The sequence below is a fragment of the Marinobacter sp. V032 genome (genome assembly GCF_052645435.1).
In genome coordinates, this window is record NZ_JBQXYE010000002.1 from 58,246 (window position 1) to 81,233 (window position 22,988).

19 protein-coding genes and 4 tRNA genes are annotated in these 22,988 nt (G+C 55.0%); 14 read left to right on the forward strand and 9 right to left on the reverse strand.

Going from position 1 to position 22,988, the window contains the following annotated elements; genetic code table 11:
* Positions 1-26: 26 nt before the first annotated feature.
* The gene (locus tag ACUN9X_RS11880; protein WP_445473246.1) at positions 27-494 is read right to left on the reverse strand and encodes a YchJ family protein; all 468 of its coding nucleotides are present in this window, start codon (positions 492-494) and stop codon (positions 27-29) included.
* Between the two features lie 92 nt (positions 495-586).
* A complete protein-coding gene (locus ACUN9X_RS11885; RefSeq protein WP_260037911.1) occupies positions 587-3,187 on the reverse strand; it encodes a bifunctional aconitate hydratase 2/2-methylisocitrate dehydratase in 2,601 nt (866 codons plus the stop codon).
* Positions 3,188-3,579: 392 nt separating this feature from the next.
* On the opposite strand from ACUN9X_RS11885, the gene ACUN9X_RS11890 reads away from it, so the two are divergent.
* Entirely contained in the window at positions 3,580-4,188 is a 609-nt protein-coding gene (locus ACUN9X_RS11890) for a tRNA-(ms[2]io[6]A)-hydroxylase (protein WP_445473247.1), read from the forward strand.
* A gap of 15 nt (positions 4,189-4,203) precedes the next feature.
* Here the strand turns inward: ACUN9X_RS11890 and ACUN9X_RS11895 are convergent, their stop codons facing one another.
* Complete coding sequence (locus tag ACUN9X_RS11895) at positions 4,204-5,103, reverse strand: LysR family transcriptional regulator (protein WP_445473248.1); 900 nt, start codon at positions 5,101-5,103, stop codon at positions 4,204-4,206.
* A 112-nt stretch (positions 5,104-5,215) separates the two neighbouring features.
* Here ACUN9X_RS11895 and ACUN9X_RS11900 point away from each other — a divergent pair, with 112 nt between their 5' ends.
* Positions 5,216-5,986: a ferredoxin--NADP reductase gene (locus ACUN9X_RS11900; protein ID WP_260037908.1), complete on the forward strand. Its 771-nt coding sequence runs from the start codon at positions 5,216-5,218 to the stop codon at positions 5,984-5,986.
* An 86-nt stretch (positions 5,987-6,072) separates the two neighbouring features.
* Here ACUN9X_RS11900 and ACUN9X_RS11905 read toward each other — a convergent pair whose 3' ends face one another.
* Both ACUN9X_RS11905 and ACUN9X_RS11910 read right to left on the reverse strand, forming a co-directional pair.
* Positions 6,073-6,798: a UDP-2,3-diacylglucosamine diphosphatase gene (locus ACUN9X_RS11905; RefSeq protein WP_260037907.1), complete on the reverse strand. Its 726-nt coding sequence runs from the start codon at positions 6,796-6,798 to the stop codon at positions 6,073-6,075.
* Positions 6,795-7,304, reverse strand: a complete 510-nt coding sequence (locus ACUN9X_RS11910) for a peptidylprolyl isomerase (RefSeq protein WP_260037906.1) — start codon at positions 7,302-7,304, stop codon at positions 6,795-6,797. Before ACUN9X_RS11910 ends, ACUN9X_RS11905 begins: the two co-directional genes overlap by 4 nt.
* Positions 7,305-7,543: 239 nt before the next feature.
* On the opposite strand from ACUN9X_RS11910, the gene ACUN9X_RS11915 reads away from it, so the two are divergent.
* From ACUN9X_RS11915 to ACUN9X_RS11925, 3 genes are all read left to right on the forward strand, one after another.
* Positions 7,544-9,220: a glutamine--tRNA ligase/YqeY domain fusion protein gene (locus ACUN9X_RS11915; protein WP_445473249.1), complete on the forward strand. Its 1,677-nt coding sequence runs from the start codon at positions 7,544-7,546 to the stop codon at positions 9,218-9,220.
* A gap of 6 nt (positions 9,221-9,226) precedes the next feature.
* Entirely contained in the window at positions 9,227-10,624 is a 1,398-nt protein-coding gene (cysS, locus tag ACUN9X_RS11920) for a cysteine--tRNA ligase (RefSeq protein ID WP_445473470.1), read from the forward strand.
* A gap of 150 nt (positions 10,625-10,774) precedes the next feature.
* Complete coding sequence (locus ACUN9X_RS11925) at positions 10,775-12,955, forward strand: malate synthase G (RefSeq protein ID WP_445473250.1); 2,181 nt, start codon at positions 10,775-10,777, stop codon at positions 12,953-12,955.
* A gap of 81 nt (positions 12,956-13,036) precedes the next feature.
* On the opposite strand, the gene folD is transcribed toward ACUN9X_RS11925, so the two are convergent.
* Positions 13,037-13,894: a bifunctional methylenetetrahydrofolate dehydrogenase/methenyltetrahydrofolate cyclohydrolase FolD gene (folD, locus tag ACUN9X_RS11930; RefSeq protein ID WP_445473251.1), complete on the reverse strand. Its 858-nt coding sequence runs from the start codon at positions 13,892-13,894 to the stop codon at positions 13,037-13,039.
* Between the two features lie 390 nt (positions 13,895-14,284).
* Between folD and ACUN9X_RS11935 the strand changes: the two genes are divergently transcribed.
* From ACUN9X_RS11935 to ACUN9X_RS11950, 4 genes are all read left to right on the forward strand, one after another.
* A tRNA-Pro gene (locus ACUN9X_RS11935) sits at positions 14,285-14,361 on the forward strand.
* A 39-nt stretch (positions 14,362-14,400) separates the two neighbouring features.
* Positions 14,401-14,477 (forward strand) — tRNA-Arg (locus tag ACUN9X_RS11940).
* Between the two features lie 134 nt (positions 14,478-14,611).
* Positions 14,612-14,687: transfer RNA gene (locus ACUN9X_RS11945), tRNA-His, on the forward strand.
* Positions 14,688-14,848: 161 nt separating this feature from the next.
* Positions 14,849-14,933 (forward strand) — tRNA-Leu (locus ACUN9X_RS11950).
* Between the two features lie 82 nt (positions 14,934-15,015).
* On the opposite strand, the gene ACUN9X_RS11955 is transcribed toward ACUN9X_RS11950, so the two are convergent.
* The 3 genes from ACUN9X_RS11955 to ACUN9X_RS11965 are packed head-to-tail and all read right to left on the reverse strand — an operon-like array spanning position 15,016 to position 17,434.
* On the reverse strand, positions 15,016-15,957 hold the full coding sequence (locus ACUN9X_RS11955; RefSeq protein WP_445473252.1) for a 5-oxoprolinase subunit C family protein: 942 nt from the start codon (positions 15,955-15,957) through the stop codon (positions 15,016-15,018).
* Complete coding sequence (gene pxpB / locus ACUN9X_RS11960; RefSeq protein WP_445473253.1) at positions 15,954-16,697, reverse strand: 5-oxoprolinase subunit PxpB; 744 nt, start codon at positions 16,695-16,697, stop codon at positions 15,954-15,956. The genes ACUN9X_RS11955 and pxpB overlap by 4 nt, the downstream gene beginning before the upstream one ends.
* Complete coding sequence (locus ACUN9X_RS11965; protein WP_445473254.1) at positions 16,697-17,434, reverse strand: 5-oxoprolinase subunit PxpA; 738 nt, start codon at positions 17,432-17,434, stop codon at positions 16,697-16,699. Before ACUN9X_RS11965 ends, pxpB begins: the two co-directional genes overlap by 1 nt.
* A 309-nt stretch (positions 17,435-17,743) precedes the next feature.
* Here ACUN9X_RS11965 and ACUN9X_RS11970 point away from each other — a divergent pair, with 309 nt between their 5' ends.
* The 5 genes from ACUN9X_RS11970 (at position 17,744) to tig (ending at position 22,856) form a co-directional block, all read left to right on the forward strand.
* Complete coding sequence (locus tag ACUN9X_RS11970; RefSeq protein ID WP_445473255.1) at positions 17,744-18,727, forward strand: TRAP transporter substrate-binding protein; 984 nt, start codon at positions 17,744-17,746, stop codon at positions 18,725-18,727.
* Between the two features lie 32 nt (positions 18,728-18,759).
* Complete coding sequence (locus ACUN9X_RS11975) at positions 18,760-19,299, forward strand: TRAP transporter small permease (RefSeq protein ID WP_445473256.1); 540 nt, start codon at positions 18,760-18,762, stop codon at positions 19,297-19,299.
* A 5-nt stretch (positions 19,300-19,304) separates the two neighbouring features.
* Positions 19,305-20,609 (forward strand): TRAP transporter large permease, encoded by a 1,305-nt coding sequence (locus ACUN9X_RS11980; RefSeq protein WP_445473257.1) that lies wholly within the window; start codon positions 19,305-19,307, stop codon positions 20,607-20,609.
* A 65-nt stretch (positions 20,610-20,674) separates the two neighbouring features.
* Positions 20,675-21,232 (forward strand): winged helix DNA-binding protein, encoded by a 558-nt coding sequence (locus tag ACUN9X_RS11985; protein ID WP_445473258.1) that lies wholly within the window; start codon positions 20,675-20,677, stop codon positions 21,230-21,232.
* A gap of 316 nt (positions 21,233-21,548) precedes the next feature.
* A complete protein-coding gene (gene tig, locus ACUN9X_RS11990; protein WP_260037893.1) occupies positions 21,549-22,856 on the forward strand; it encodes a trigger factor in 1,308 nt (435 codons plus the stop codon).
* The last annotated feature ends 132 nt before the right edge of the window (positions 22,857-22,988 follow it).

A 22,988-nucleotide genomic window follows, 5' to 3' on the forward strand; every position in this document is an offset into this window, starting at 1 on the left:
AGCTGTGTTCACCGGCTGATTTTGGCCTACCGGTTAATGCAGCAGGTTTTGAATTTCTTGCCGCTACCGCAGGGGCAGGGGTCGTTTCTACCCGGTTTGAAAATGCCCTGTTTGGGTTCTCCGTAAAGGTAGTACCAGCGGCCGTCTTCTTTAACAAAGTCCGAATGCTCTTCCAGATATCCCCATTGATCCTGTTCCCGGTATAGCGCACGGAAGCGCACCTTGCCGGTCGCCTGTGTTTCATCCGAAGACAGTATAGTGAGAGATGTCCATTCGGGAGAGCCTTCAAGACTCAGGTTTTCGGGACGGGTATCCGGGTGCCATGTTTGCGTGAGGTACGCCACATCGCCGGTCACAAAGGCTGTGTAGCGGGATCGCATCAATGCCTCTGGAGAACGGGCGTCGGTTCCCTGATGACAGGGATAGCAGCAGTTAGAATATGGTTGCTTGCTGCCACAGGGGCAGGGGGTCTGTGGGTCCATGGTGCTCTCCATGAAAACGGCGTGTCAGTTACTGGCGAAAAAAAACGCCAGCCCCGAAAGGCTGGCGTTTTTCAGGGCTTTCAACCCTTCAACTTACCTGTTGATCAGGCTGATTCGGCGTTAGCCGTGGCAGCCTTGGAAGTGTACTTTTCCATTTGATCAAAGTTCAGGTACTTGTAGATGTCTTTCGACATGCTGTTCAGGTCCTTGGCGTACTCCATGTACTCCGCAGGGCTGGGCAGTTTACCCAGAACCGCGCCTACCGCAGCCAGTTCCGCAGAGGTCAGGTACACGTTGGCACCATCACCCAGACGGTTCGGGAAGTTACGGGTAGAGGTCGACAGCACCGTAGACTTGGCAGCCACACGCGCCTGGTTACCCATACACAGTGAGCAGCCTGGCATTTCGGTACGCACACCGGCAGTGCCGTAGATGTTGAAATAGCCTTCTTCCATCAGCTGGGCTTCGTCCATCTTGGTTGGCGGTGACATCCACAGACGGGTTTTCAGCGGTTCCTTGTTCTGCTCAAGCAGTTTACCTGCTGCGCGGAAGTGACCGATGTTGGTCATGCAAGAGCCGATGAACACTTCGTCAACCTTGTCGCCAGCGACTTCTGACAGCAGCTTGGCGTCGTCAGGGTCGTTCGGGCAGCACACGATTGGCTCTTTGATGTCAGCCAGATCAATTTCGATCACGTGAGCGTATTCAGCATCTTTGTCTGCACGCATCAGTGAAGGCTCAGCCAGCCACGCTTCCATCGCCTTGGCGCGACGCTCAAGCGTACGTGGATCGCCGTAACCTTCGGCAATCATCCAGCGCAGCATAGTGATGTTGGAACGCAGGTACTCGGCAACTGAATCTTCCGACAGGTTGATGGTGCAACCAGCCGCAGACCGCTCTGCAGAGGCGTCTGACAGTTCAAATGCCTGCTCGACAGTCAGGCTCTCAAGACCTTCGATTTCCAGTACACGACCGGAGAATTCGTTGATCTTGCCTTTCTTCTCAACGGTCAGCATGCCTTGCTTGATGCCGTACAGCGGAATGGCGTGTACCAGATCACGCAGGGTGATGCCTGGCTGCATTTCGCCTTTGAAGCGAACCAGCACAGATTCAGGCATGTCCAGTGGCATAACGCCGGTCGCCGCTGCGAAAGCCACCAGGCCTGAACCCGCAGGGAAGGAGATACCCATCGGGAAGCGGGTGTGGGAGTCGCCGCCGGTGCCGACAGTGTCAGGCAGTAGCATACGGTTCAGCCAGGAGTGGATGATGCCGTCGCCAGGACGCAGGGCAACACCGCCACGGGTCTGGATGAAGTCAGGCATGGTGTGCTGCATTTCAACGTCAACCGGCTTCGGATAAGCCGCGGTGTGACAGAACGACTGCATGACCAGATCAGACTGGAAACCAAGGCAGGCCAGGTCTTTCAGCTCATCACGGGTCATCGGACCGGTGGTGTCCTGAGAGCCAACCGTTGTCATCTTGGGTTCGCAGTAGGTGTTCGGACGAACGCCTTTGCCTTCTGGCAGACCACACGCCTTGCCGACCATTTTCTGGGCGAGGGTGAAGCCTTTGGTGCCTTCTTCAGGATCTTTTGGCAGACGGAACAGGTCAGTAGCGCCCAGCCCCAGCGTTTCGCGGGCCTTGTTGGTCAGACCGCGGCCGATGATCAGCGGGATACGGCCGCCGGCCTGAACTTCGTCCAGGATAACGTCTGATTTGAATCCGAACTCGGAGATGACATCGCCATTCTCGTTCAGGATCTTGCCTTCATAGGGACGGATATCAATCACATCGCCCATGTGCATGTCATCAACAGGTGCTTCGAAAACCAGTGCGCCGGCATCTTCCATCGTGTTGAAGAAAATAGGCGCGACCTTGTTACCGATACAGACACCGCCGCTGCGCTTGTTGGGCACGCCCGGCATATCTTCACCGAAGAACCAGAGTACCGAGTTGGTTGCAGACTTGCGCGAAGAACCGGTACCGACCACGTCACCTACGAAGGCAACCGGCAGGCCTTTGGCCTTGATTTCGTCGATCTGGCTCATTGGGCCAACCTGGCCTGGCTGTTCCGGCTTCAGGCCATCGCGTTCCATCTTGTAGGCAGCGCGGGCATGCAGCGGGATGTCAGGACGTGACCAGGCATCAGGAGCAGGTGACAGGTCGTCAGTGTTGGTTTCACCGGTCACCTTGAAAACGGTCATCTTGATGCTTTCAGGTACTTTTTTCTTGCCGGTAAACCACTCAGCGTTGGCCCAGGATTCCATGATCTCTTTGGCGACGGCGTTGCCAGCGTCCATTCTGTCCTTCACATCATTGAAGGCGTCGAACATCAGCAGGGTTTTCTTGAGCTGCACTGCAGCCAGTTCCGCCAGTTCGGCGTTGTCCAGCTGCTCAACCAGAGTGGCAATGTTGTAGCCACCCTGCATCATGCCCAGCAACTGAATGGCTTTGGGCTTGTCGATCAGCGGTGAAGTGGCTTCATCCTTGAGGATTGCTGTCAGGAAAGCGGCTTTGACGTACGCGGCTTCGTCGACCCCGGGTGGGACGCGATTTTCCAGCAGATCAACCAGCGTATCTTCTTCGCCAGCAGGCGGGTTTTTCAGTAGTTCAACCAGCGCGGCAGTTTGCTCGGCGTTCAGCGGCTTGGGAGGAATGCCCTGAGCTGCGCGCTCTTCGACGTGTGCACGGTATGCTTCTAACACGGTAAGACCCTCATCAGTTAGGATGCCCCGCAGTGTGGAGAGGAGGCACTGAATAAATAGGTTACGCAGGTCGCCGGGAAGATAAAGGTGTCTCGGAAGACGGCCACAGCGACAGGCAAGTTACTTATTCAGTGGCTCCTTCTTTATAACGGGGGGTTTATAGTTGATTAGGGAGCCGTCTTTGGTTCCCTGGGCGTTAGTTCAGGCGCAGGATTTTATAGGAAACGCGGTGAAAAGTTAAGCTGGGCGATTGTTGTCAGGTCAACTTCCGGTAAATGCGCACGCTGCAAACGGCCGTTTGCAGGCGCTGTTTTAGCTGTTTCAAGCCGACCGAATTCAACCGGTAGGCTTTGTGTATAATGCCCGCCATCGGAAGTAGGGGAACCCAGAATATGCAAGCCGCACTCGCTGAAATACACGATTTTTTGCGGTGTCCGACGCCGTCCAGATGGATAGAGAACGCCCTGGACGCACAGGACATCATGTTGATCGATCACGCGCACTGTGAAAAGAAGGCCGCGTCCACGGCGTTAGGCTTGATGTACCGGTATGTGGAGAATTCCGATCTGCTGAACCGGATGTCCAGACTTGCGCGCGAAGAACTGCGTCATTTCGAGCAGGTGTTGGCGATTATCAACAAGCGCGGCATTCAGTATGGTCACCTGACCGCGGCGCGTTACGCAACGGGGCTGCGAAAAGAGATCCGGCAGGATGATCCGGGGCGTCTGGTTGATGTCATGGTGGTTGGCGCCATTATCGAAGCACGCTCGTGCGAGCGTTTCGCGGCGTTGGTGCCGCATCTTGACGATGAGCTGGCATCCTTTTATAGCAGTCTGCTGAAATCAGAGGCGCGGCACTACCGTGATTACCTGACGCTGGCCGAAAAAGCCTCTGATGAGCCGATTGATGACCGGGTTGAGCTGTTTCTTGAAATCGAGAAGGAGTTGATTCAGTCGCCTGACACCGAATTCCGATTTCACAGTGGGCCTATCGAGCAATAAGCAGGCGTTGCAACATCAGTCTTTGTTGTCTGTCTGAAGTGCCCGGCAGAGTTCCATCCAGCTGGCTATGCCGGCGCTGCGGTATTTCTGTCGATGCAGAATAAAGTAGAACTGACGATCAAACTGGCGGTACTCCGGTACATTTAACGGCACCAGACTGCCTCGCCGGAAGGCGTCTGCGAGGCATACCCGGGACAGGCAGCCAATGCCCAGGTTTGCCTCTACCGCCCGCTTGATTGCTTCGGTATGCTCAAGCTCAAGCAGGATGTTCAGGTCGGACAGTATGCCGTGCATCCCTCGCTCGAATGTTTGCCGGGTGCCGGATCCCGGCTCCCTCATGATCCAGGTCGCTTCACGCAGATCGTCATCTCCGAGTCGCTTTCTGCGGGCGAGAGGATGATCCGGTGCACAAAACACCACGAGTTCATCCGACCGCCAGGGTATAACCTCCAGCTCTGCCGATTGAAGCTCGCCTTCTATAAGGCCGATATCCAGTTCGAAATCTTTCACGCGGCGGGCAATGGTGCTGGTGTTTGCGACTTCCAGCGATACGCGGGCGTGCGGCTGGGTACGCATGTAGTTCGCCATGACACCAACGGCAAGGTAGTTGCCAATAGTCAGGGTAGCGCCGACTTTAAGGGCGCCTGCCTCCGCATGCTGACTGAATGCTTGCTGGAGCTCGGCGCCCTGGGCCAGAAGTGCTTCAACCTGCGGGCGAAAAAGCCTGCCGAGCTCGTTGAGTTGTAAGCGTTTACCGACACGATCGAAAAGCAGAATGTCGAACTGGGACTCGAGCTCCTTCAGTGCACTGCTTGCGGCGGATTGCGACATGGCCAGTGATTCCGCAGCTTTGGTGATGTTTTCCATGCTGGCAGCAGCTAAAAAAACTTCCAGTTGGCGGAATGTATATTTCATTATCGATAATTCCGAATAAGGTTATGAAAATATCCCATTTTGTCGATAGGTTACTCTTGCGGTAGACTGCTCTCAACCTGAAATTATGCCTCTCATCAGCGGAGTAATCGCAATGAGCAATATGAATCTCGAGCGTGTCACCAGTGTCCGTCACTGGAACGATACCCTGTTCAGTTTCAAGACAACCCGGGATGCCGGCTTCCGTTTCAAGAATGGTCACTTCATCATGATCGGTCTGGAAACCGAAGGTAAGCCGCTGATGCGCGCTTACAGTATTGCCAGTGCCAATTATGAAGAGGAGCTTGAGTTCTTCTCCATCAAGGTGCAGGACGGCCCGTTAACGTCCAAGCTGCAGAAAATCGAAGTCGGCGACGAGATCCTTGTGAGTCGTAAACCGACGGGTACCCTGATCGTTGATCAACTGTTGCCAGGGCGTAACCTGTACCTGATCAGCACTGGAACAGGGCTGGCGCCGTTCCTGAGCATCATCAAGGATCCCGAGGTTTATGAGCGTTTTGATAAAGTGATTGTGACGCACGGTGTGCGCCATGTATCTGAGCTGGCTTATCAGGAGGAAATCAGCGGTTTGCCTGATAACGAATTTTTCGGCGAGATGGTGCACGGCAAGCTGCTTTACTACCCAACGGTTACCCGAGAGGCTTTCCGTAACCAGGGGCGCCTGACGGACCTGATGGCAAGTGGCAAGTTGATGTCGGATCTGGGTTTGCCTGAGTTCAATACCGAGGACGACCGCTTCATGATTTGCGGTAGCCCGAGCATGTTGAAGGACACCTGTGCAATTCTCGATGCGCAGGGCTTCAAGGAAGCGCGTCAGGGCGACCTTGGACATTACGTGATTGAGCGGGCGTTCGTAGAGAAATAATGCGACGTTATGCGCTAGTCCCCGCGCTGTAAACGCGGGGCATAGAAAAAGGGGCCAATTGGCCCCTTTTTTTGTTTGCCGGCCTGTCAGAGCGGCTCTTTCTTCAGTTCAGGCTTGCGATCAGGTTCCGCTTCCAGCCACCAGACATGCTTGTCCCAGTCGCCTAGCACAATACGCTGCGCAGGTTGGCCGTTGGCCTCATGGTCATGCACTGCAGGGCGGTGCGTGTGACCGTGTATCATAAGTTGGACCTTGTGAGACTCCATGTCCTTGACGACTTCTTCCGGTGTCACGTCCATGATGAACTCGTCTTTGCCCTTGTTCTTGGCCATGCTGATTTCGCGTAGTTGGCGGGCAACCAGTTGCCTGTCGGCCAGCGGACGCTTGAGGAACATCTCCTGCCACTGGGCGTTGCGCATGCTGGCTCTGAACTTCTGGTATTCCACATCCGCTGTGCACAGGCTGTCGCCATGCATTATCAGGGTGGGGGTGCCATAAAGATCAATCACCGTTGGATCATCGAGCAGTTCACCGCCGACGCTGTCGCAGAAAGCGTTACCAATCAGGAAGTCCCTGTTTCCATGCATCAGGTAGAGGCGTGTGCCGCCATCAGTCAGCTTGCGCAGCGCTGCTGCCACTTCATCCTGCAGCGGTGTGTGCTCGTCGTCACCGATCCAGGCTTCAAAAAAGTCGCCCAGAATATAGAGAGTTTCGGCTTTAGCAGCGCGCTGCTCAAGAAAGTTCAGAAAGGCGCGGGTAATATCCGGGCGCGATTCTACGAGGTGCAGGTCCGAGATAAACAGCGTGGTCACGCTGCGCCTCCGTCCTCGATGATTTCTGCACTCTCGATAATCACTTCCTCAGCCGGAACATCCTGATGGCCCTGGATCATGGTGGTGCGCACGCCACGAATGCTGTTGATGGTGTCCATGCTGTCGACGGTCTTGCCGAATACGGTATAGCCCCAGCCTTCCGGAGTTTCAGCGGTATGGTCAAGAAAACCGTTGTTCTCGACGTTGATGAAAAACTGCGCGGTCGCTGAGTGAGGATCCATGGTGCGTGCCATGGCAACCGTGCCGATCATGTTGCTGAGGCCATTGTTGGCTTCATTGCGAATGGGCTCGCCGGTTTTGCGGGGGATCATGCCCGGTTCAAAACCGCCGCCCTGAATCATGAAATTGCCGATGACGCGATGGAAGATCAGGCCGTCATAAAAGCCATCTTTGACATATTGTTCAAAGTTCGCGGCGCTTTTCGGGGCCTTGTCATAATCCAGTTCGATCTTGATATCGCCATGATTGGTTTTCAGCAGAATCATTTGGGGGTCCTGTAGGTCGGGTCAGTCTTGATAGGTGTTTAACGTGTCGGTCTCATAACGCTGAAACAGCAGGCGAGTGCTGCAATACAACCTTCCGGTGCGGGCGCAATGGAGACTGTGATAAAAAATTAAGCCTAATTGTACGCGAGAGCACGCCTGTGTGCATGAGATACGTCCTCATCTATGCGTATAATAGCCGCATTCCATTGACCATCCATTTACATGTCAGACGAGTATATATGAGCGCAGAGTCGAAAAAAGCCAACAACTTTATCCGTAACCTGATCGAAGAAAACATTGCCAATGGTCAGCAACAGGGCAAAGTGGTGACCCGGTTCCCGCCTGAGCCCAACGGATATCTGCATATTGGTCACGCCAAATCGATCTGCCTGAACTTCGGCATTGCGGAAACTTTTGGCGGTGATTGCACGCTGCGCTTTGATGACACCAACCCTGAGAAAGAGTCCCAGGAATACATCGATGCCATTACCCGTGATGTGAAATGGCTTGGCTGCGAGTGGGCGGGCGAGGTGCGTTACGCGTCTGACTATTTCGATACGATCTACGCAGCTGCAGTGGAGCTGATCGAAAAAGGTCTGGCGTATGTTTGCGCGCTGACGGCCGACGAAATGGCGGAGTATCGTGGGTCTTTGACCTCGCCTGGTCGCAACAGCCCCCATCGCGATCGTCCGGTGGCAGAGAACCTGACACTGTTCCAGGAAATGCGCGATGGTAAGCACGAAGGCGGGGCGTTGGTGTTGCGCGCGAAGATCGATATGGCGTCACCCAATATAAACCTGCGCGATCCCATTCTTTACCGTATTCGCTATGCATCCCACCATCAGACCGGTGACAAGTGGTGCATCTACCCGATGTATGACTTCACGCACCCGATATCCGATGCAATGGAAGGTATTACCCATTCGCTGTGCACGCTCGAATTTGAAGATCATCGCCCGCTTTACGATTGGGTTATCAATAACATTTCGGTTCCCTGCAAGCCTCGCCAGATCGAGTTTGCGCGGCTGAACCTCAATTACACCATTACCAGCAAGCGAAAGCTCAAACGTCTGGTCGACGAAGGACACGTCGAGAGCTGGGACGATCCGCGCATGCCGACCATCTCGGGAATGCGTCGTCGCGGCTTTACACCGGCTTCGATTCGCCAGTTCTGCGATATGGTCGGTGTTAGCAAAGCCGGCGGCACTGTTGATGTGGGCATGCTGGAGCACGCCATCCGCGAAGATCTGAACGCCCGCGCACCACGCGCCATGTGTGTGATGCGGCCTCTGAAGGTCACGCTGACGAATTACCCCGAAGGTCAGGCCGAAACCCTGACCCTGCCGGTGCACCCACAGGATCCTGAAATGGGCACCCGGGAGGTGCCGTGGACCCAAACCCTGTATATCGACCGGGAAGACTTTGTCGAAGAGCCTCCGCGCAAGTGGAAGCGTCTGGCGCCCGATCAGGCAGTGCGCTTGCGTGGCGGTTACGTGATGACCTGCCGCGAGATTATTCGTGATGACCGGGGCGAGATTGTTGAGCTTCGCTGCGAATATGATCCGGCGACACTGGGCGTCAACCCTGAGGGCTACAAACCGAATGGCGTGATCCACTGGGTGTCTGCAACCGACAGTATCGATGCAGACGTCTATCTGTACGATCGTCTGTTCAATGAAGAAAATCCGGACAACGATAAAGACGTGGATTTCGCCACGCATATTAATCCCGAGTCGTTGCAGATCACGCAGAATGCGCGTGTTGAGAAAAGCCTTGCGACGCCGTTGACTGACATCCCGTATCAGTTCGAGCGTGAGGGTTATTTCTTCTTTGATGCAGCGCGATCCGAGGGTGGGCGGCCTGTTTTTAACCGTACCGTGACCCTGCGCGATTCCTGGGCGAAAGGGGGCAAGTAAGTGCAAGTGAGTACTGATAACGCCATTCAGCTTTACAGCACGCTGAGCCAGAAAAAAGAAGCGCTGAGAACCATTGAACCAGGCAAGGTGCGTATGTATGTCTGCGGGATGACCGTGTACGACTACTGCCACCTTGGTCACGCCCGTGTGCTGGTAGCGTTCGACGTCATCACACGTTATCTGCGTCATCGCGGTTACGACGTCACCTATGTGCGCAATATCACCGACATCGATGACAAAATTCTGCGTCGTGCAGATGAGAATGGTGAGGCTTTTGATGCGCTAACCGATCGAATGATTGATGCAATGCACGAGGATGAGCGTGCGCTCGGCGTGCTGGCGCCTGACGATGAGCCTCGTGCGACAGCCTATATCGGCCAGATTCTGGAGATGATCCAGACCCTGATCGATAAAGGCTATGCCTATGCTGCAGATAACGGTGACGTTTATTACGCGGTGCAGAAGTTTGAAACCTACGGCAAGCTCAGCAAGAAAAAGCTGGAAGATCTGATAGCCGGTGCCCGGGTGGATGTCTCCGAAGTGAAGCGCAGCCCTGCAGACTTTGCGCTATGGAAAGCGGCGAAGTCAGGTGAGGTAAGCTGGTCTTCACCTTGGGGTGAGGGGCGTCCGGGCTGGCATATCGAATGCTCCGCGATGTCGACCTGCTGCCTGGGCAACACCTTTGATATTCACGGTGGTGGTCCGGATCTGATGTTTCCCCACCACGAGAACGAAATCGCGCAGTCTGAAGCTGCGACCGGTAAGCACTTTGTGAATTACTGGATGCATGCCGGCGCCGTGCGGGTCAATAAAGAGAAAATGTCCAAGTCACTGGGCAACTTTTTCACAATTCGCGAAATTCTCGACAAGTACCCGGCGGAGGTGGTTCGCTACTTTCTGGTGTCCAGTCACTATCGCAGTCAGGTGGATTATTCCGAAGATAATCTGGCAGAGGCATCCAACACCTTGGCGCGTTTGTATCAGTCGCTGCGTGGAGTGGTGCCCGCCGAGGCGGTGGGCGAGACAGAGTTTGACCGGCGCTTTGCTGAGGTCATGAGCGATGACTTCAATACTGCTGGCGCCAACACGGTGCTGCACGCGGTGGCGTCCGAGATTAATCGGCTACGCCGGGACGGCGACGATGCCGAAGCCGCTTCGCTGGCGGCGGTGCTGATTCGTCTTGGTGGTGTGCTTGGGTTGTTGCAGCAGGACCCCGAAGTCTACTTTCAGGCTGGCGGAAAGGATGGCCTGTCCCCAGAGGAAATAGAGCAGCAGATTGAAGCCCGGGCACAGGCCCGTCGTGATCGTGATTTTGCCGGCGCCGATCGCATTCGCGATGAGTTGGCGGAAAAGGGCGTTATCCTGGATGACTCACGTGAAGGTACAACGTGGCGTCGGGCATGAATTCATCCGTATTATCCCGTAGAATACCGCGCTCTGAATAAGCGCACTTTGCCGGCCCGGATGGCCGGCAAACAGAGAGTGGCCCAAGCGGCAATAGAAACTCCGCGTTGCGGACTCCACAGAATTTAGCAAACCACTGAGGCGATAACGATGACAGAACGCGTCCAAGTCGGCGGCCTGCAGGTCGCAAAGGTCCTGTACGACTTTGTGAACAATGAAGCGATTCCCGGAACGGGTGTAAATGCTGACAAATTCTGGGCAGAATTTGACACCATCATTCACGAGCTGGCGCCACGTAACAAGGCGCTGCTGGCCAAGCGTGACGACTTTCAGGCCAAAATGGATGCCTGGTACACCGAGCGCAAGGGTCAGTCGATTGATATGGCCGAGTACAAGTCGTTCCTGACCGACATCGGTTACCTGACTGAAGAGCCTGCGGCCTTCAAGATTTCGACTGCCAATGTTGATGCCGAGATCGCTACTATGGCCGGCCCGCAGTTGGTTGTGCCTGTCATGAATGCCCGTTTTGCGCTCAACGCAGCAAACGCTCGCTGGGGCAGCCTTTACGACGCGCTGTACGGCACCGATGTGTTGTCAGAAGACAACGGCGCCGAGAAAGGTCGCGGCTACAATCCGGTACGCGGCGCGAAAGTGATTGAGTATGCCCGCAACATGCTGGATGCCTCCGCACCGCTGGCTAACGGAAGCCACAAGGATTCCGTCAAGTATCTGGTCGAAGGCGGCAAGCTGGTCGTCAAGCTCCAGAATGGAGAGACCACGGGTCTGAAAGACGAATCCGGCTTCGTTGGCTTCACCGGCGCGTCCGCTGAGCCTACCGGTATTCTGCTGGTCAAGAATGGCATGCACTTTGAAATCCAGGTTGATGCCAGCCATCCGATCGGTAAAGACGACGGTGCTCACGTAAAAGATGTGCTGGTCGAATCTGCACTGACCACCATTATGGATTGCGAAGACTCAGTTGCAGCAGTTGATGCTGACGACAAAACGGTTGTGTATCGCAACTGGCTGGGTCTGATGAAGGGCGATCTGGAAGAAAGCTTCGAGAAAGGCGGTCAGCAGGTTACCCGCAAGATGCACGGCGATCGCACCTACACCGCGGCAGATGGCAGTGAGCTGACGCTCAAAGGTCGCAGCCTGATGTTCGTCCGTAACGTGGGTCACCTGATGACCATCAATGCGATCCTCGATAAGGATGGCAATGAGATTCCTGAAGGTCTGATGGACGGTGTGCTGACCTCTCTGATCGCGATTCACGATCTGAAGGGTGAGGGCGCTATCCGCAACTCAAAGACCGGCAGCGTGTACATCGTTAAGCCGAAAATGCATGGTCCTGAAGAAGTTGCGTTCACCAACGAGTTCTTCGGTCGTGTTGAGGATGCATTGGGTCTGCCGCGCTTTACATTGAAAGTTGGCATCATGGACGAAGAGCGTCGCACGACAGTTAATCTCAAGTCGTGTATCGAAGCTGCCAAGGACCGTTGTGTATTCATTAACACCGGTTTCCTTGATCGCACCGGTGATGAAATTCATACCTCCATGGAAGCAGGCCCGATCATCCGCAAGGGCGATATCAAGTCTGCAGCCTGGATTCAGGCCTACGAGCAGTGGAACGTTGATATCGGTCTGGAGGCAGGCCTGAAAGGTGTCGCTCAGATTGGTAAGGGTATGTGGGCAATGCCGGATCTGATGGCGGCAATGATGGAAGCCAAGATTGGCCACCCGAAAGCCGGCGCCAATACTGCGTGGGTGCCTTCGCCAACAGCCGCAACCTTGCACGCGCTGCATTACCACCAGGTTAGCGTTGCTGACGTTCAGTCTCAGCTCGAGAGCCGTGCGCGCGCAAGTCTGGATGACATCCTTACTGTGCCGCTAATGAAGGATCCGTCATCGCTGTCTGCTGCCGATATTCAGCAGGAACTCGACAACAACGCCCAGGGCCTGCTTGGTTACGTTGTGCGTTGGGTCGACAGTGGCGTTGGTTGTTCCAAGGTGCCTGACATCAATGATGTAGGGTTGATGGAAGATCGTGCGACATTGCGTATTTCCTCGCAGCATATTTGCAACTGGCTCTACCACGGCATCTGCTCGGAAGAGCAGGTCATGGAAACGCTGAAGCGCATGGCAGCGGTTGTTGATAAGCAGAACGCCAATGATCCGGCGTATCGCCCGATGGCAACAGACTTTGACGATAACGTTGCTTTCCAGGCGGCGGTCGATCTGGTGTTGAAAGGTCGTGTGCAGCCGAATGGCTATACCGAGCCGCTTCTGCATGCTTACCGTTTGAAGGCGAAAGCCAAATACGGTCAGTAAGCGAAAGCTCACAAAAAAACCCGCCTTCGAGCGGGTTTTTTTGTGTCTGCCAATAGCGTTGTGGGCTGGCGGGTTCGCCCGTTAGTCCTTGTGCAGTTCGTTTGCGGCAAACAGTGTGTTCTGCAGCAATGTCGCGATCGTCATCGGTCCAACACCACCAGGTACCGGCGTAATGTAGGCCGCGCGCTCTGCGGCGACATCGAATTCCACGTCACCGATCAGCTTACCCTCGGCTGTGCGATTGATGCCGACATCAATGACCGTGGCGCCGGGCTTGATCCATTCGCCCTTTACCAGTCCTGGTTTGCCTGCAGCGGCAATCACGATATCCGCTTCGCTGACAAGTTTGGGGAGGTTGTCGGTAAACCGGTGCGTGACCGTAATCGTGGCGCCCTTGAGTAGCAGTTCCATCGCCATTGGGCGCCCCACGATGTTGGATGCGCCGACAATAATGGCGTGCTGGCCCTTATAGGGAGTACCAACACTGTCCAGCAGTGTGATGATGCCTGCTGGTGTGCAGGGGCGCAGTTCCGGGCGGCGTTGAACAAGGCGGCCGATGTTGAATGGGTGAAAGCCGTCCACATCCTTGTCGGGGCGGATCTTGACCAGAATCGGGTCAGCATCAAGAGGCGCGGGCAGGGGCAGTTGCACCAGGATGCCGTCTATCGAAGGGTCTTCGTTCAATTCGTCTATAAGGGCTTCGAGTGCCTGTTGCGTTGTGTCTGCGGGCAAATCGTAGGATAGCGAGTATATGCCGGCCTGGTCGCATGCTTTTCTCTTGTTACCTACATAGACCTTTGAGGCGTGATCTTCTCCCACTAGAACCACAGCAAGCCCTGGCGGTCGAAGGCCTTTGTCAGTGCGAGCTTTAACACCTTCCGCGACGTCGTCACGGACTTGAGCCGCGATTTTTTTGCCATCAATAATTTGTGCTGTCATTACCTGCCAGTTCTGGTTGGTGAGCAGCAACGGGCTGCGCACGGGTGACTGAGGGATAGGGTGTCGGCTGACGGGTAGGCTTGTCCGCCGCAAGTGTTGGGCAACGTCTGGATCACGCCAGGGGCACATTAAGTGTCCGGTTCGGGGCCATGCTGCCAAGTGCTATCCTGAGAAAGTGCGCTATTGTCGCACGGTTCGATGCTTCGGCCAACGGAGCGTGAGGCTATTTGATAACCGGTTTGCGTCGTATTTTGGGTAATATTGATCAAGAAACAAACGGTATCACCGTTAATTTGAAAGTATTATGAAATCCATGTTGACGGACCGCAAAACCGCCGGTATTCTTTGCGCCAACTTTGCTACAGCAACTGTTGTTCAGGAAGTAGAAATCGGGGTATAGCGCAGTCTGGTAGCGCGCCTGCTTTGGGAGCAGGATGTCGGGAGTTCGAATCTCTCTACCCCGACCACTTTTAATTCCTGGAAATTCAGATGGGGCGAAAGAGCACGCGCCCGTAGCTCAGCTGGATAGAGCAATGGCCTTCTAAGCCATGGGTCGCAGGTTCGAGTCCTGCCGGGCGCGCCAACTTAACCCGGCTGGAAGCAGTCTGAATCAGTTGAGGCTAAAGCCCAGGCAAAGTTTGAACGTTTGCAGTACAGGACTTATCGGGTAGTAAGTTGCCCGATGTTGCGGATCAACTACCGTAACATGTCGATATGGTGGGCGTAGCTCAGTTGGTAGAGCTCAGGATTGTGACTCCTGCGGTCGAGGGTTCGATCCCCTTCGTCCACCCCAACTCCTTTTTTCGGGTGCATGTCATCTGATAAACTCCGGTAATAGGCTTATATAGTCATCCATAGATTTGGATGAACTCAGAAAGCTGTTATGAGTGAGTCGAGTTGGTTATTCAACGACAAGGTTCGTTGAGCTGGCATTTAGCCAGAACACAGTTTTATGCTCCGGTGGTGGAATTGGTAGACACGGTAGGTTTAGGTCCTACTGCCGCAAGGTGTGGGGGTTCAAGTCCCTCCCGGAGTACCAAATCAAAGCCCTTAGACATCGTCTAAGGGCTTTTTTTATGCCTGCCAAAATCGTTTGTGTCCCGGATGGGCCGCGAAAGTGTTCATTGGTTAAAGAAACGCAGAAAGGTTTGCTCCTGTTGCTGGGCTTCATGCAGTGAAGTGGGGCGGAGCCGAAGTTTGCTGCCCGGCACGCATTGGGCAAGCGCGTCCAGGCTGCGTGGCGTCACCGCACCGAGTTTAGGGTACCCGCCGATCGTCTGACGGTCGTTCAGCAGAATGATGGGTTGCCCATCCGCCGGTACCTGAATCGCCCCCAGGCTGATGCCTTCGGATATCAGTCGTTCTCCGTTTATCTCCAGAGCTGGGCCGTTGAGGCGAGCCCCCATGCGATCGCTTTGGGGGCTGAGCTCATAGCTTTCGCTAAAAAAACTCTCCAGCGCACAGGCCGGGAAACGGTCCACTTGAGCCCCCAGAATGACGTCCAGTGCGGTTTCGGCGTTGTAGTCGGGAATCCAGTGATTGGGGACTTTTCGATTAGGTGCTTCGTGTGTCATTGGAGAGCAGGGCAGTACATCGCCAGTCTGCAATGGTTTGCCGTTGTGATGCAGGCCGCCAGTGCCTTCGCGGGTGAAAGTGGCGCAGCTGCCGCCAAGTCCGGCTTCTGTCTGGAGGCCGCCGCGCACAGCGAGATAGGCGCGCAGCCCGGATTGGGGTGCGCTCAGGGCGATTTCGTCTCCAGGGTAGAGGTTCAGGGTTGCCCATAACGGGCGTGCTTCGCCATTCACTGTGCAGGTTACCGCGGCACCTGTAACAGCAATCTGGGTGTTCAGGTTGCAGGTGAGCTCGCAGCCCCCAAAAGTGACTTCCAGAGCTGTAGCGCCGTAGCGATTGCCTAACAATTGATTGCCCCAAGCCCATGCGTGACGATCCATTGCACCGCCGCAGGCAAGGCCGAGGTGCATGACGCGAGTTCGCCCGGCATCCTGTAAAAGGCTCAGAAAGCCAGGTTTGCGAACGATGAGTCCTTGGGGCTGATCCGTCATTTCTGGTCTCCTTTCGCGTTCGCCGCCGCTGTTTCCCAAGGTAAATCGTCCAGCTTGCCACCCAGCGCTGTGTACTCCGATTCGCTGATGGCTCGAAAACGAACCTGCTGGCCCGCTTCCAGCAAGCTCGGGCGAGCGCGGTCCGGGTCGAACAGTGTGAGTGGCGTTCGGCCGATAAGGTTCCAGCCCCCGGGAGAGCTGATCGGATAGATTGCGGTTTGGGTGTCTGCGATGCCCAGAGTGCCCGCGGGTACCTTTTTGCGGGGTGTAGAGAGTCGCGGCGCGGCAAGTTCGTCTGCAACCTGGCCCAGATAGGCAAAGCCCGGTGCAAATCCGATTGCAAACACGTGATAAGTCCGGCCTGTGTGGCGCTTGATAGCCTCTTCAACGCTGATATTTGCCCGGTTGGCAATGTTCTCCAGATCCGGCCCCACTCGGGGATCATAAAATACCGGTACGTCCACGACCTCTGGCGGTTTTGTTGACTCGTTGCCCGCTGTCGACAGCGAATCCAGGGCCGGTTTCAGGTCAGCAACAAGGCTGGCCAGGTCATCCTGCAACAGGTCATAGCGAAGCAGAAGCGTGGTGTAGGACGGCACTGCGTCCAGCAGGCGCTCGCCCAGAGTGTTGTGCAGGACCGCCGCGGCTCTGTTAATTGTCGAAACCAATGCGACGTCAATTTTCTCGCCGAAATGCAGGGTAATGGTATCGACGCCCGTAACCTCGTAACGCCAGAACATTACGCCAGCTCCTGCAGTGCTTCCCGAATGCTGCGCACAGCGGCGACGGATTCCGGGTTGTCGCCGTGCACGCACAAGGAGTCGGCTTCCAGGGTCAGTGGTTGGCCGTCAAGGGTGTGGATGGGTTGTTGACGGGCGAGGCTAATGGCCTGTTGCACGATTATGTCCGGATCGTGGTGGACGGCGCCGGGCTGGCTGCGAGGCACGATGTAGCCTTCCGCGTCATACGCTCTATCGGCAAAAGCTTCCAGTATCAGATCGATGCCGTGGGCGTCACAGGCTGACTTCAGGGGGCGGTTGTCCGCAGTAGTCATGGCCATTAACGACAAGGATTGCGGCGACTGGCTAAGTGCTTTCAGCACCGCGTTCAGGATGTTGGTATCGCGCATCATGTTGTTGTAAAGCGCGCCATGAGGTTTGACGTAGGCCAGTTGTCCGCCTTGCGAGTTGGCGATTTGGTTGAGCGCACCCACCTGGTACAGAACCATTGCTGTGATTTCGTCTGGTTTGCAGGCTATATCGCGACGACCGAATCCCTGCAGGTCAGGGTAGGCTGGGTGTGCGCCCAGGGTGACGCCGTGTGCGATCGCCAAGCGTACCGTGTTCGTCATTACAATCGGGTCGCCGGCGTGGAAGCCGCACGCAATATTGGCCTGATCTATAAATGGCATGACCTGTTCATCCAGACCCATGGCCCAGGCTCCAAAACTCTCGCCAATATCACAGTTCAGTCGCATGTCAGTCTCCCGGCTATGGCTATTCTGTCATGGGGGGTGTTCCCAGAATGGGCCAGCGAACGATGTTTGTCATGTCCTAATAGAAACAAAGTATAGATAAAATATCGATAAAAAAAGGTAAAAACACCTATATTATCTAATCAAAAAGTTTGACAGGGGTTTTGGGCGCCGCTAGTTTGGTTGAATAAAGTACAGATTCCGTACAGGCGGAAAGCAATCCGGATGCGCCGTAATGGCGTTTATAAACAATAAATTAGGGCGGCTGCGCGCGGTATTCGACCGGATCGGCAGTCACCCGGAGGACACGATATGCGAATTCGAATGAAGCACTTGTGGGTCTCTCTGGCTGCTGTTACGTCGTCAATTGCAATGGCCGGGGCGCAGGCGACGGATTGGGACATGCCAACGCCTTACGGCGATTCCAATTTTCATACGGTCAATATCCGCCAGTTTGCCGAAGACGTAAAAGCCTCGACGGACGGCGAGCTGAATATCACGGTCCATAGCAGCGGATCACTGATCAAGCATCCTGAGATCAAAAACTCCGTGCGCCGCGGGTTGGTGCCAATGGGAGAGTTGATCATGTCGCGCCTGGCGAACGAAGATCCGTTGTTTGAGGTGGATTCTGTGCCGTATCTGGCCAGCAATTATGATGAGGCCTGGAAACTCTGGCAGGCATCCAAAGATATCTTGGCCAAGCGCCTGGAGGGGCAGCGTCTGAAGCTGCTGTTCGCGGTTCCCTGGCCGCCACAGGGTATTTATACCAAGTTCCCGGTCGAGACGGGCGAAGAGTTGCAGGGCGTGAAAATGCGTGCTTACAACAAATCGAGTGAGCATCTGGCCGAGTTGCTGGGCGCAATTCCGACCCAGGTTGAGGTTCCGGACATCCCGACAGCCTTTGGCACGGGCCGCGTGGACGCCATGATCACGTCGCCGTCTACCGGCGCGAACACCCGGGCCTGGGATTATCTGACCAATTTTAACCACGCCCAGCTTTGGCTCCCCAAGAATATGGTTATCGTGAACGCGCGTGCGTTTGCGAAGCTGCCGGAGAATGTCCAGGCGGCTGTTGAAGAGGCAGCGGCTGAAGCTGAAAAGCGTGGCTGGGAGGCCAGTAAAGAAGAGACCGATGCCAAGATTGCGATCATGCGCGAAAACGGCATTGATATCGCAGAGCCATCCGATGCGCTGGAAAAGCGCTTGAAGGCGGTCGGTGAAACCATGACCGCAGAGTGGCTTGAGCGTGCAGGGCCCGATGGCCAGGCTTTGCTTGACGCTTACCGCAAACAATAAACCTGGCACTTTAGAGAGGGAAGAGGCTGCCCATGCGCAATGCTCTGAATGGGTTTTATCGCTTCGGCGGTGCGCTATCTGCGCTGCAACTTGTGGCCATTATGGTGATGGTGGTGTTGCAGGTACTGGGCCGGGTGCTTGATCGGGTATTGGTCTGGCTTGGCGCTGATGCTCTTGGGCTGAATATCCCGGGGTTGGCAGAAATTGCGGCTTTCTTCCTTCTCGGAGCGACATTCTTTGGCCTTGCATACACTTTCTGGCAAGGGGGCCATATACGGGTCACCCTGCTGGTGCAGCATCTGCCGCTCCCTGCTCAGCGGTTTATGGATATTGCCACGGTGTTGGTTGCGGCTGCGATCACGGCATTTGCCGCCTGGAATAGCGCCTGGCTTGCATACGACAGCTATGACTTCGGCGATCTGTCGATCGGTATGGTGCCGGTGCCGTTGTGGGTGCCCCAGCTAGGTATGGTGCTGGGCCTCGTCTGGCTGCTGATTGCATTGCTGGATGCGTTTTTCTCGCTGGTGACCGGGCGGATCCAGACAATTCCTACTGAATCGCCGCAGGAGTAAACGGCATGGATATGATCTGGATGAGTCTTATCCTTCTCGTCGTTCTCCTGGCACTTTTGGGAGCAGGGCTATGGGTGGCATTTGCTCTGACGGCGATTGGCTGTGTGGCACTTTATTGCTTCAGCAGCATTCCGGTGGGTGACAGTCTGTCGACTGCATTTTATAGCGCCAGTGTTTCCTGGGAGTTGGCGGCCTTGCCGATGTTTATCTGGATGGGGGAGGTGCTGTTCCGTTCTCGGCTCTCGGAGCAAATGTTCAGTGGTATCGCGCCCTGGGTAGGCAAGGTACCCGGGCGGCTACTGCACACCAATATCGTGGGCTGCGGCATATTTGCCGCGATATCCGGCTCCTCCGCAGCAACGGCGGCGACAATCGGCAAGATGTCGATTCCGGAGCTGACCCGGCGCGGCTACGACCAGAAGCAGATTCTGGGTACCCTGGCCGGTTCAGCGACGCTGGGACTGCTCATTCCACCTTCAATCATTCTGATTGTGTACGGTGTGGCCACGGAGCAGTCAATCGCGCGGCTCTTCGTTGCGGGTATCCTCCCCGGCCTCATGTTGATGGTGTTATTTGGCGCCTACGTTATGTTTTGGTCGCTGATGAATCCTGCGGGGGTGCCTGCGGGCGATTCCGAATCGCTTTCGTTTCCGGCCAAGCTTCAGCGCAGTCGGCCGTTGATTCCGGTGGTGTTGTTGATCGTCGGGGTGATCGGATCAATCTACGGAGGGCTTGCATCCCCAACTGAATCAGCTGCGATCGGTGTCGCTTTGGCTCATTTACTGTCTTGGCGCAGTGGATCCATGAGCCGGAATACCTTTATAAGCGCACTTATGGGCACGGTGAAAACGTCATCGATGATTTCGTTCATTCTGGTGGGCGCCCATTTCCTGACAACTTCAATGGGGTTTACCGGAATTCCGCGTGAGTTGGCGGCCTGGATCAGCACGCTGGGCTTGTCGCCGTATATGTTGCTGGTGGCACTGACGCTGTTCTTCATTCTGCTGGGATGCTTTCTGGATGGCATCTCGGTGGTGGTGCTGACGACGTCGGTCATCCTGCCAATGGTGCAGGCAGCAGGTATTGATCCACTCTGGTTCGGCATCTATCTGGTTATTGTGGTGGAGATGAGTCAAATCACACCGCCGGTTGGTTTCAATCTGTTCGTGATTCAGGGGCTCACAGGCGAGAACATCTTGCGGGTGGCGTGGGCGGCTTTGCCGTACTTCCTGCTGATACTGACTGGCGTTGTGCTGATCACGATATTTCCGGAAATTGTGACTTATCTGCCAGGCAAGATGGGCAACTGATAGACTGCCCACCGTTCGGTGTATGGGTTGCCGAATGCCATTGTTAACGGATTAAAGATGCATGTATGAAAAAGAACAGTGATAGCAAGACACCGCAAACGCAGGAAGAAAGCTCGCATCGGGTCGGGCCAATTGTATCCTCCGCTCATCTGGCGGCGGGCAAGTCGGCGGAGTTGTCCGAGCTGGAGTTCGGCCTGATTGTAGCGGGCAATGCCTTCAATCGCTGGATGGTGCGTTGCATGAACGCCACAGGGCTGGAGGATCTCAGCCCCCTGGATGTACTGGTACTGCACAGTGTGAATCACCGTAATCGCCCCAAAAAATCGGCTGACATTTGTCTCGTACTGAATGTTGAGGACAGTCACACCGTGACTTATTCCCTGAAAAAACTGCTCAAAAGCGGCGTTGTCGGGTCGGAGAAGCGAGGCAAGGAGACTTTCTACACCGTGACCGAAAAAGGTGAGGAAATCTGCCGGCGCTATAGTGAAATTCGCGAAGATTGCCTGGTCGATTCTCTGCGGACGCTGGGCTTTTCCAATGCAGACCTGGGGTCCATTGCCAGCTTTTTGCGGGGTATTTCCGGGCTGTATGATCAGGCGGCGCGCTCGGCCGCATCACTGTAGTCATTGAAGGGCATTGTTGTGGTCAAACAGTGACGCCTCCCTTCCGGGTTGAACTGGCTTCTCTTCAGCGTCGTACTCCAGGTGCTTGCATACAATGTTGCGCCTTGCTGCGCCGCATTGTGTCTGAAAAACGCGCTTTTGTTACCTGATCCTGAAAACTCTGGGGTCAGAGCGATTCTCTCTGCCACCAAAAGCATGATAAAATGCGCGTTTAAATTTTCGCAGGTCTGATCAGGCGACTTCTGTGGTTCAGTCGGACTCCTCACGTCGGCCTGCGTGTCCTTTAACTATTGAACCGGTAATTCGAGGATCTTCCATGCAAGTGTCTGTTGAAACGACGTCTAACATCGAACGTCGCATGACGATTGGTGTGCCCGCTCAGGATATTGATCAGGCAGTAGCAAGCCGACTGCAGCAAACAGCCAGCACCGTCCGTATGAACGGCTTCCGTCCAGGCAAGGTGCCAATGAGCGTAGTGAAGCGTCGTTTTGGTGAAGGCGTTCGTCAGGAAGTGGTTAGCGAACTGATGCGCGATAGCTATGTCAAAGCACTTGAAGAGCAGAACATCTCTCCAGCTGGTTGGCCGCGTTTCGAGCCGAAAACAATGGAAGAGGGCAAGGATCTCGAGTTTGTCGCAATCTTCGAAGTGCTCCCTGAAATCACCCTGGGTGATATGAGCAAGATTACGATCGAAAAGCCTGTTGCCGATATTGCGGACAAAGACGTTGAGAAAATGATCGATAGCCTGCGCCGTCAGCAGGCTGACATGAAATCTGTCAAGCGCAAGTCCAAGAAGAAAGACATCGTCACCATCGATTTCAAAGGTTTCGTTGATGGCGAAGAATTTGAAGGTGGTGCAGCCGAAGGTCACAAGCTGACTCTGGGCTCAGGCCAGATGATTCCTGGCTTTGAGGAAGGCATCATTGGTGGAAAAGCCGGTGAAGAGCTGGAAATTGAAGTGACCTTCCCCGAGGATTACCAGAACGAAGAGCTGGCTGGTAAGCCTGCCAAGTTTGAAATCAAGATCAACGAAGTCGAAGAGCCTGTTCTGCCTGAGCTGAACGAAGAGTTTTTCGCCAAGTTTGGTGTTGATGCCAAAGACGAAGAAGGCTTCCGCGAAGATGTTAAGAAAAACATGGAGCGTGAGCTGAAGCAGGCGACAAGCAACAAGGTGAAGAACGACGTTGTTGACGGCCTGCTTGAAGTGAACGATTTTGAAGTGCCACAGTCATTGATTGACCAGGAAATCGATCGCCTGCGTCAAGACGCGGTTCAGCGCTTCGGTGGTCAGATGGATCCGAAGCAACTGCCAGCCGAACTTTTCACTGACCAGGCGAAGCGCCGGGTGAAGACCGGTCTGCTGTTCCAGGAGCTGATCCGTCAGAATGACATCAAGGCTGAAGCGGATAAAGTTGAAGAAAAGATCCAGGAAATTGCCTCAACTTACGAGTCGCCTGAAGAGGTGGTTGCCCACTACAACAGCAACCCGGAGCAGAAAGCGCAGATCGAATCTGTTGTTCTTGAAGACTCGGTGGTTGAATTTGTCCTGTCTCAGGCCAAAGTAAAAGATAAGAAGATGAAGTACGAAGAAGCGGTTCAGGCCGGTCAGCCGCAGCAAGGCTAATCTGCTTGCCGTCAATAGCTGCTCCGGCGAAAGCGGGAGCAGCTCGAGGGTGTTGCAAAACGCAGAGAGCAAAGGTCAGGCAAGGCGAAGATTTGCGAAAAGTGCAGTTTACGCTGCGTAAATGAGCATATT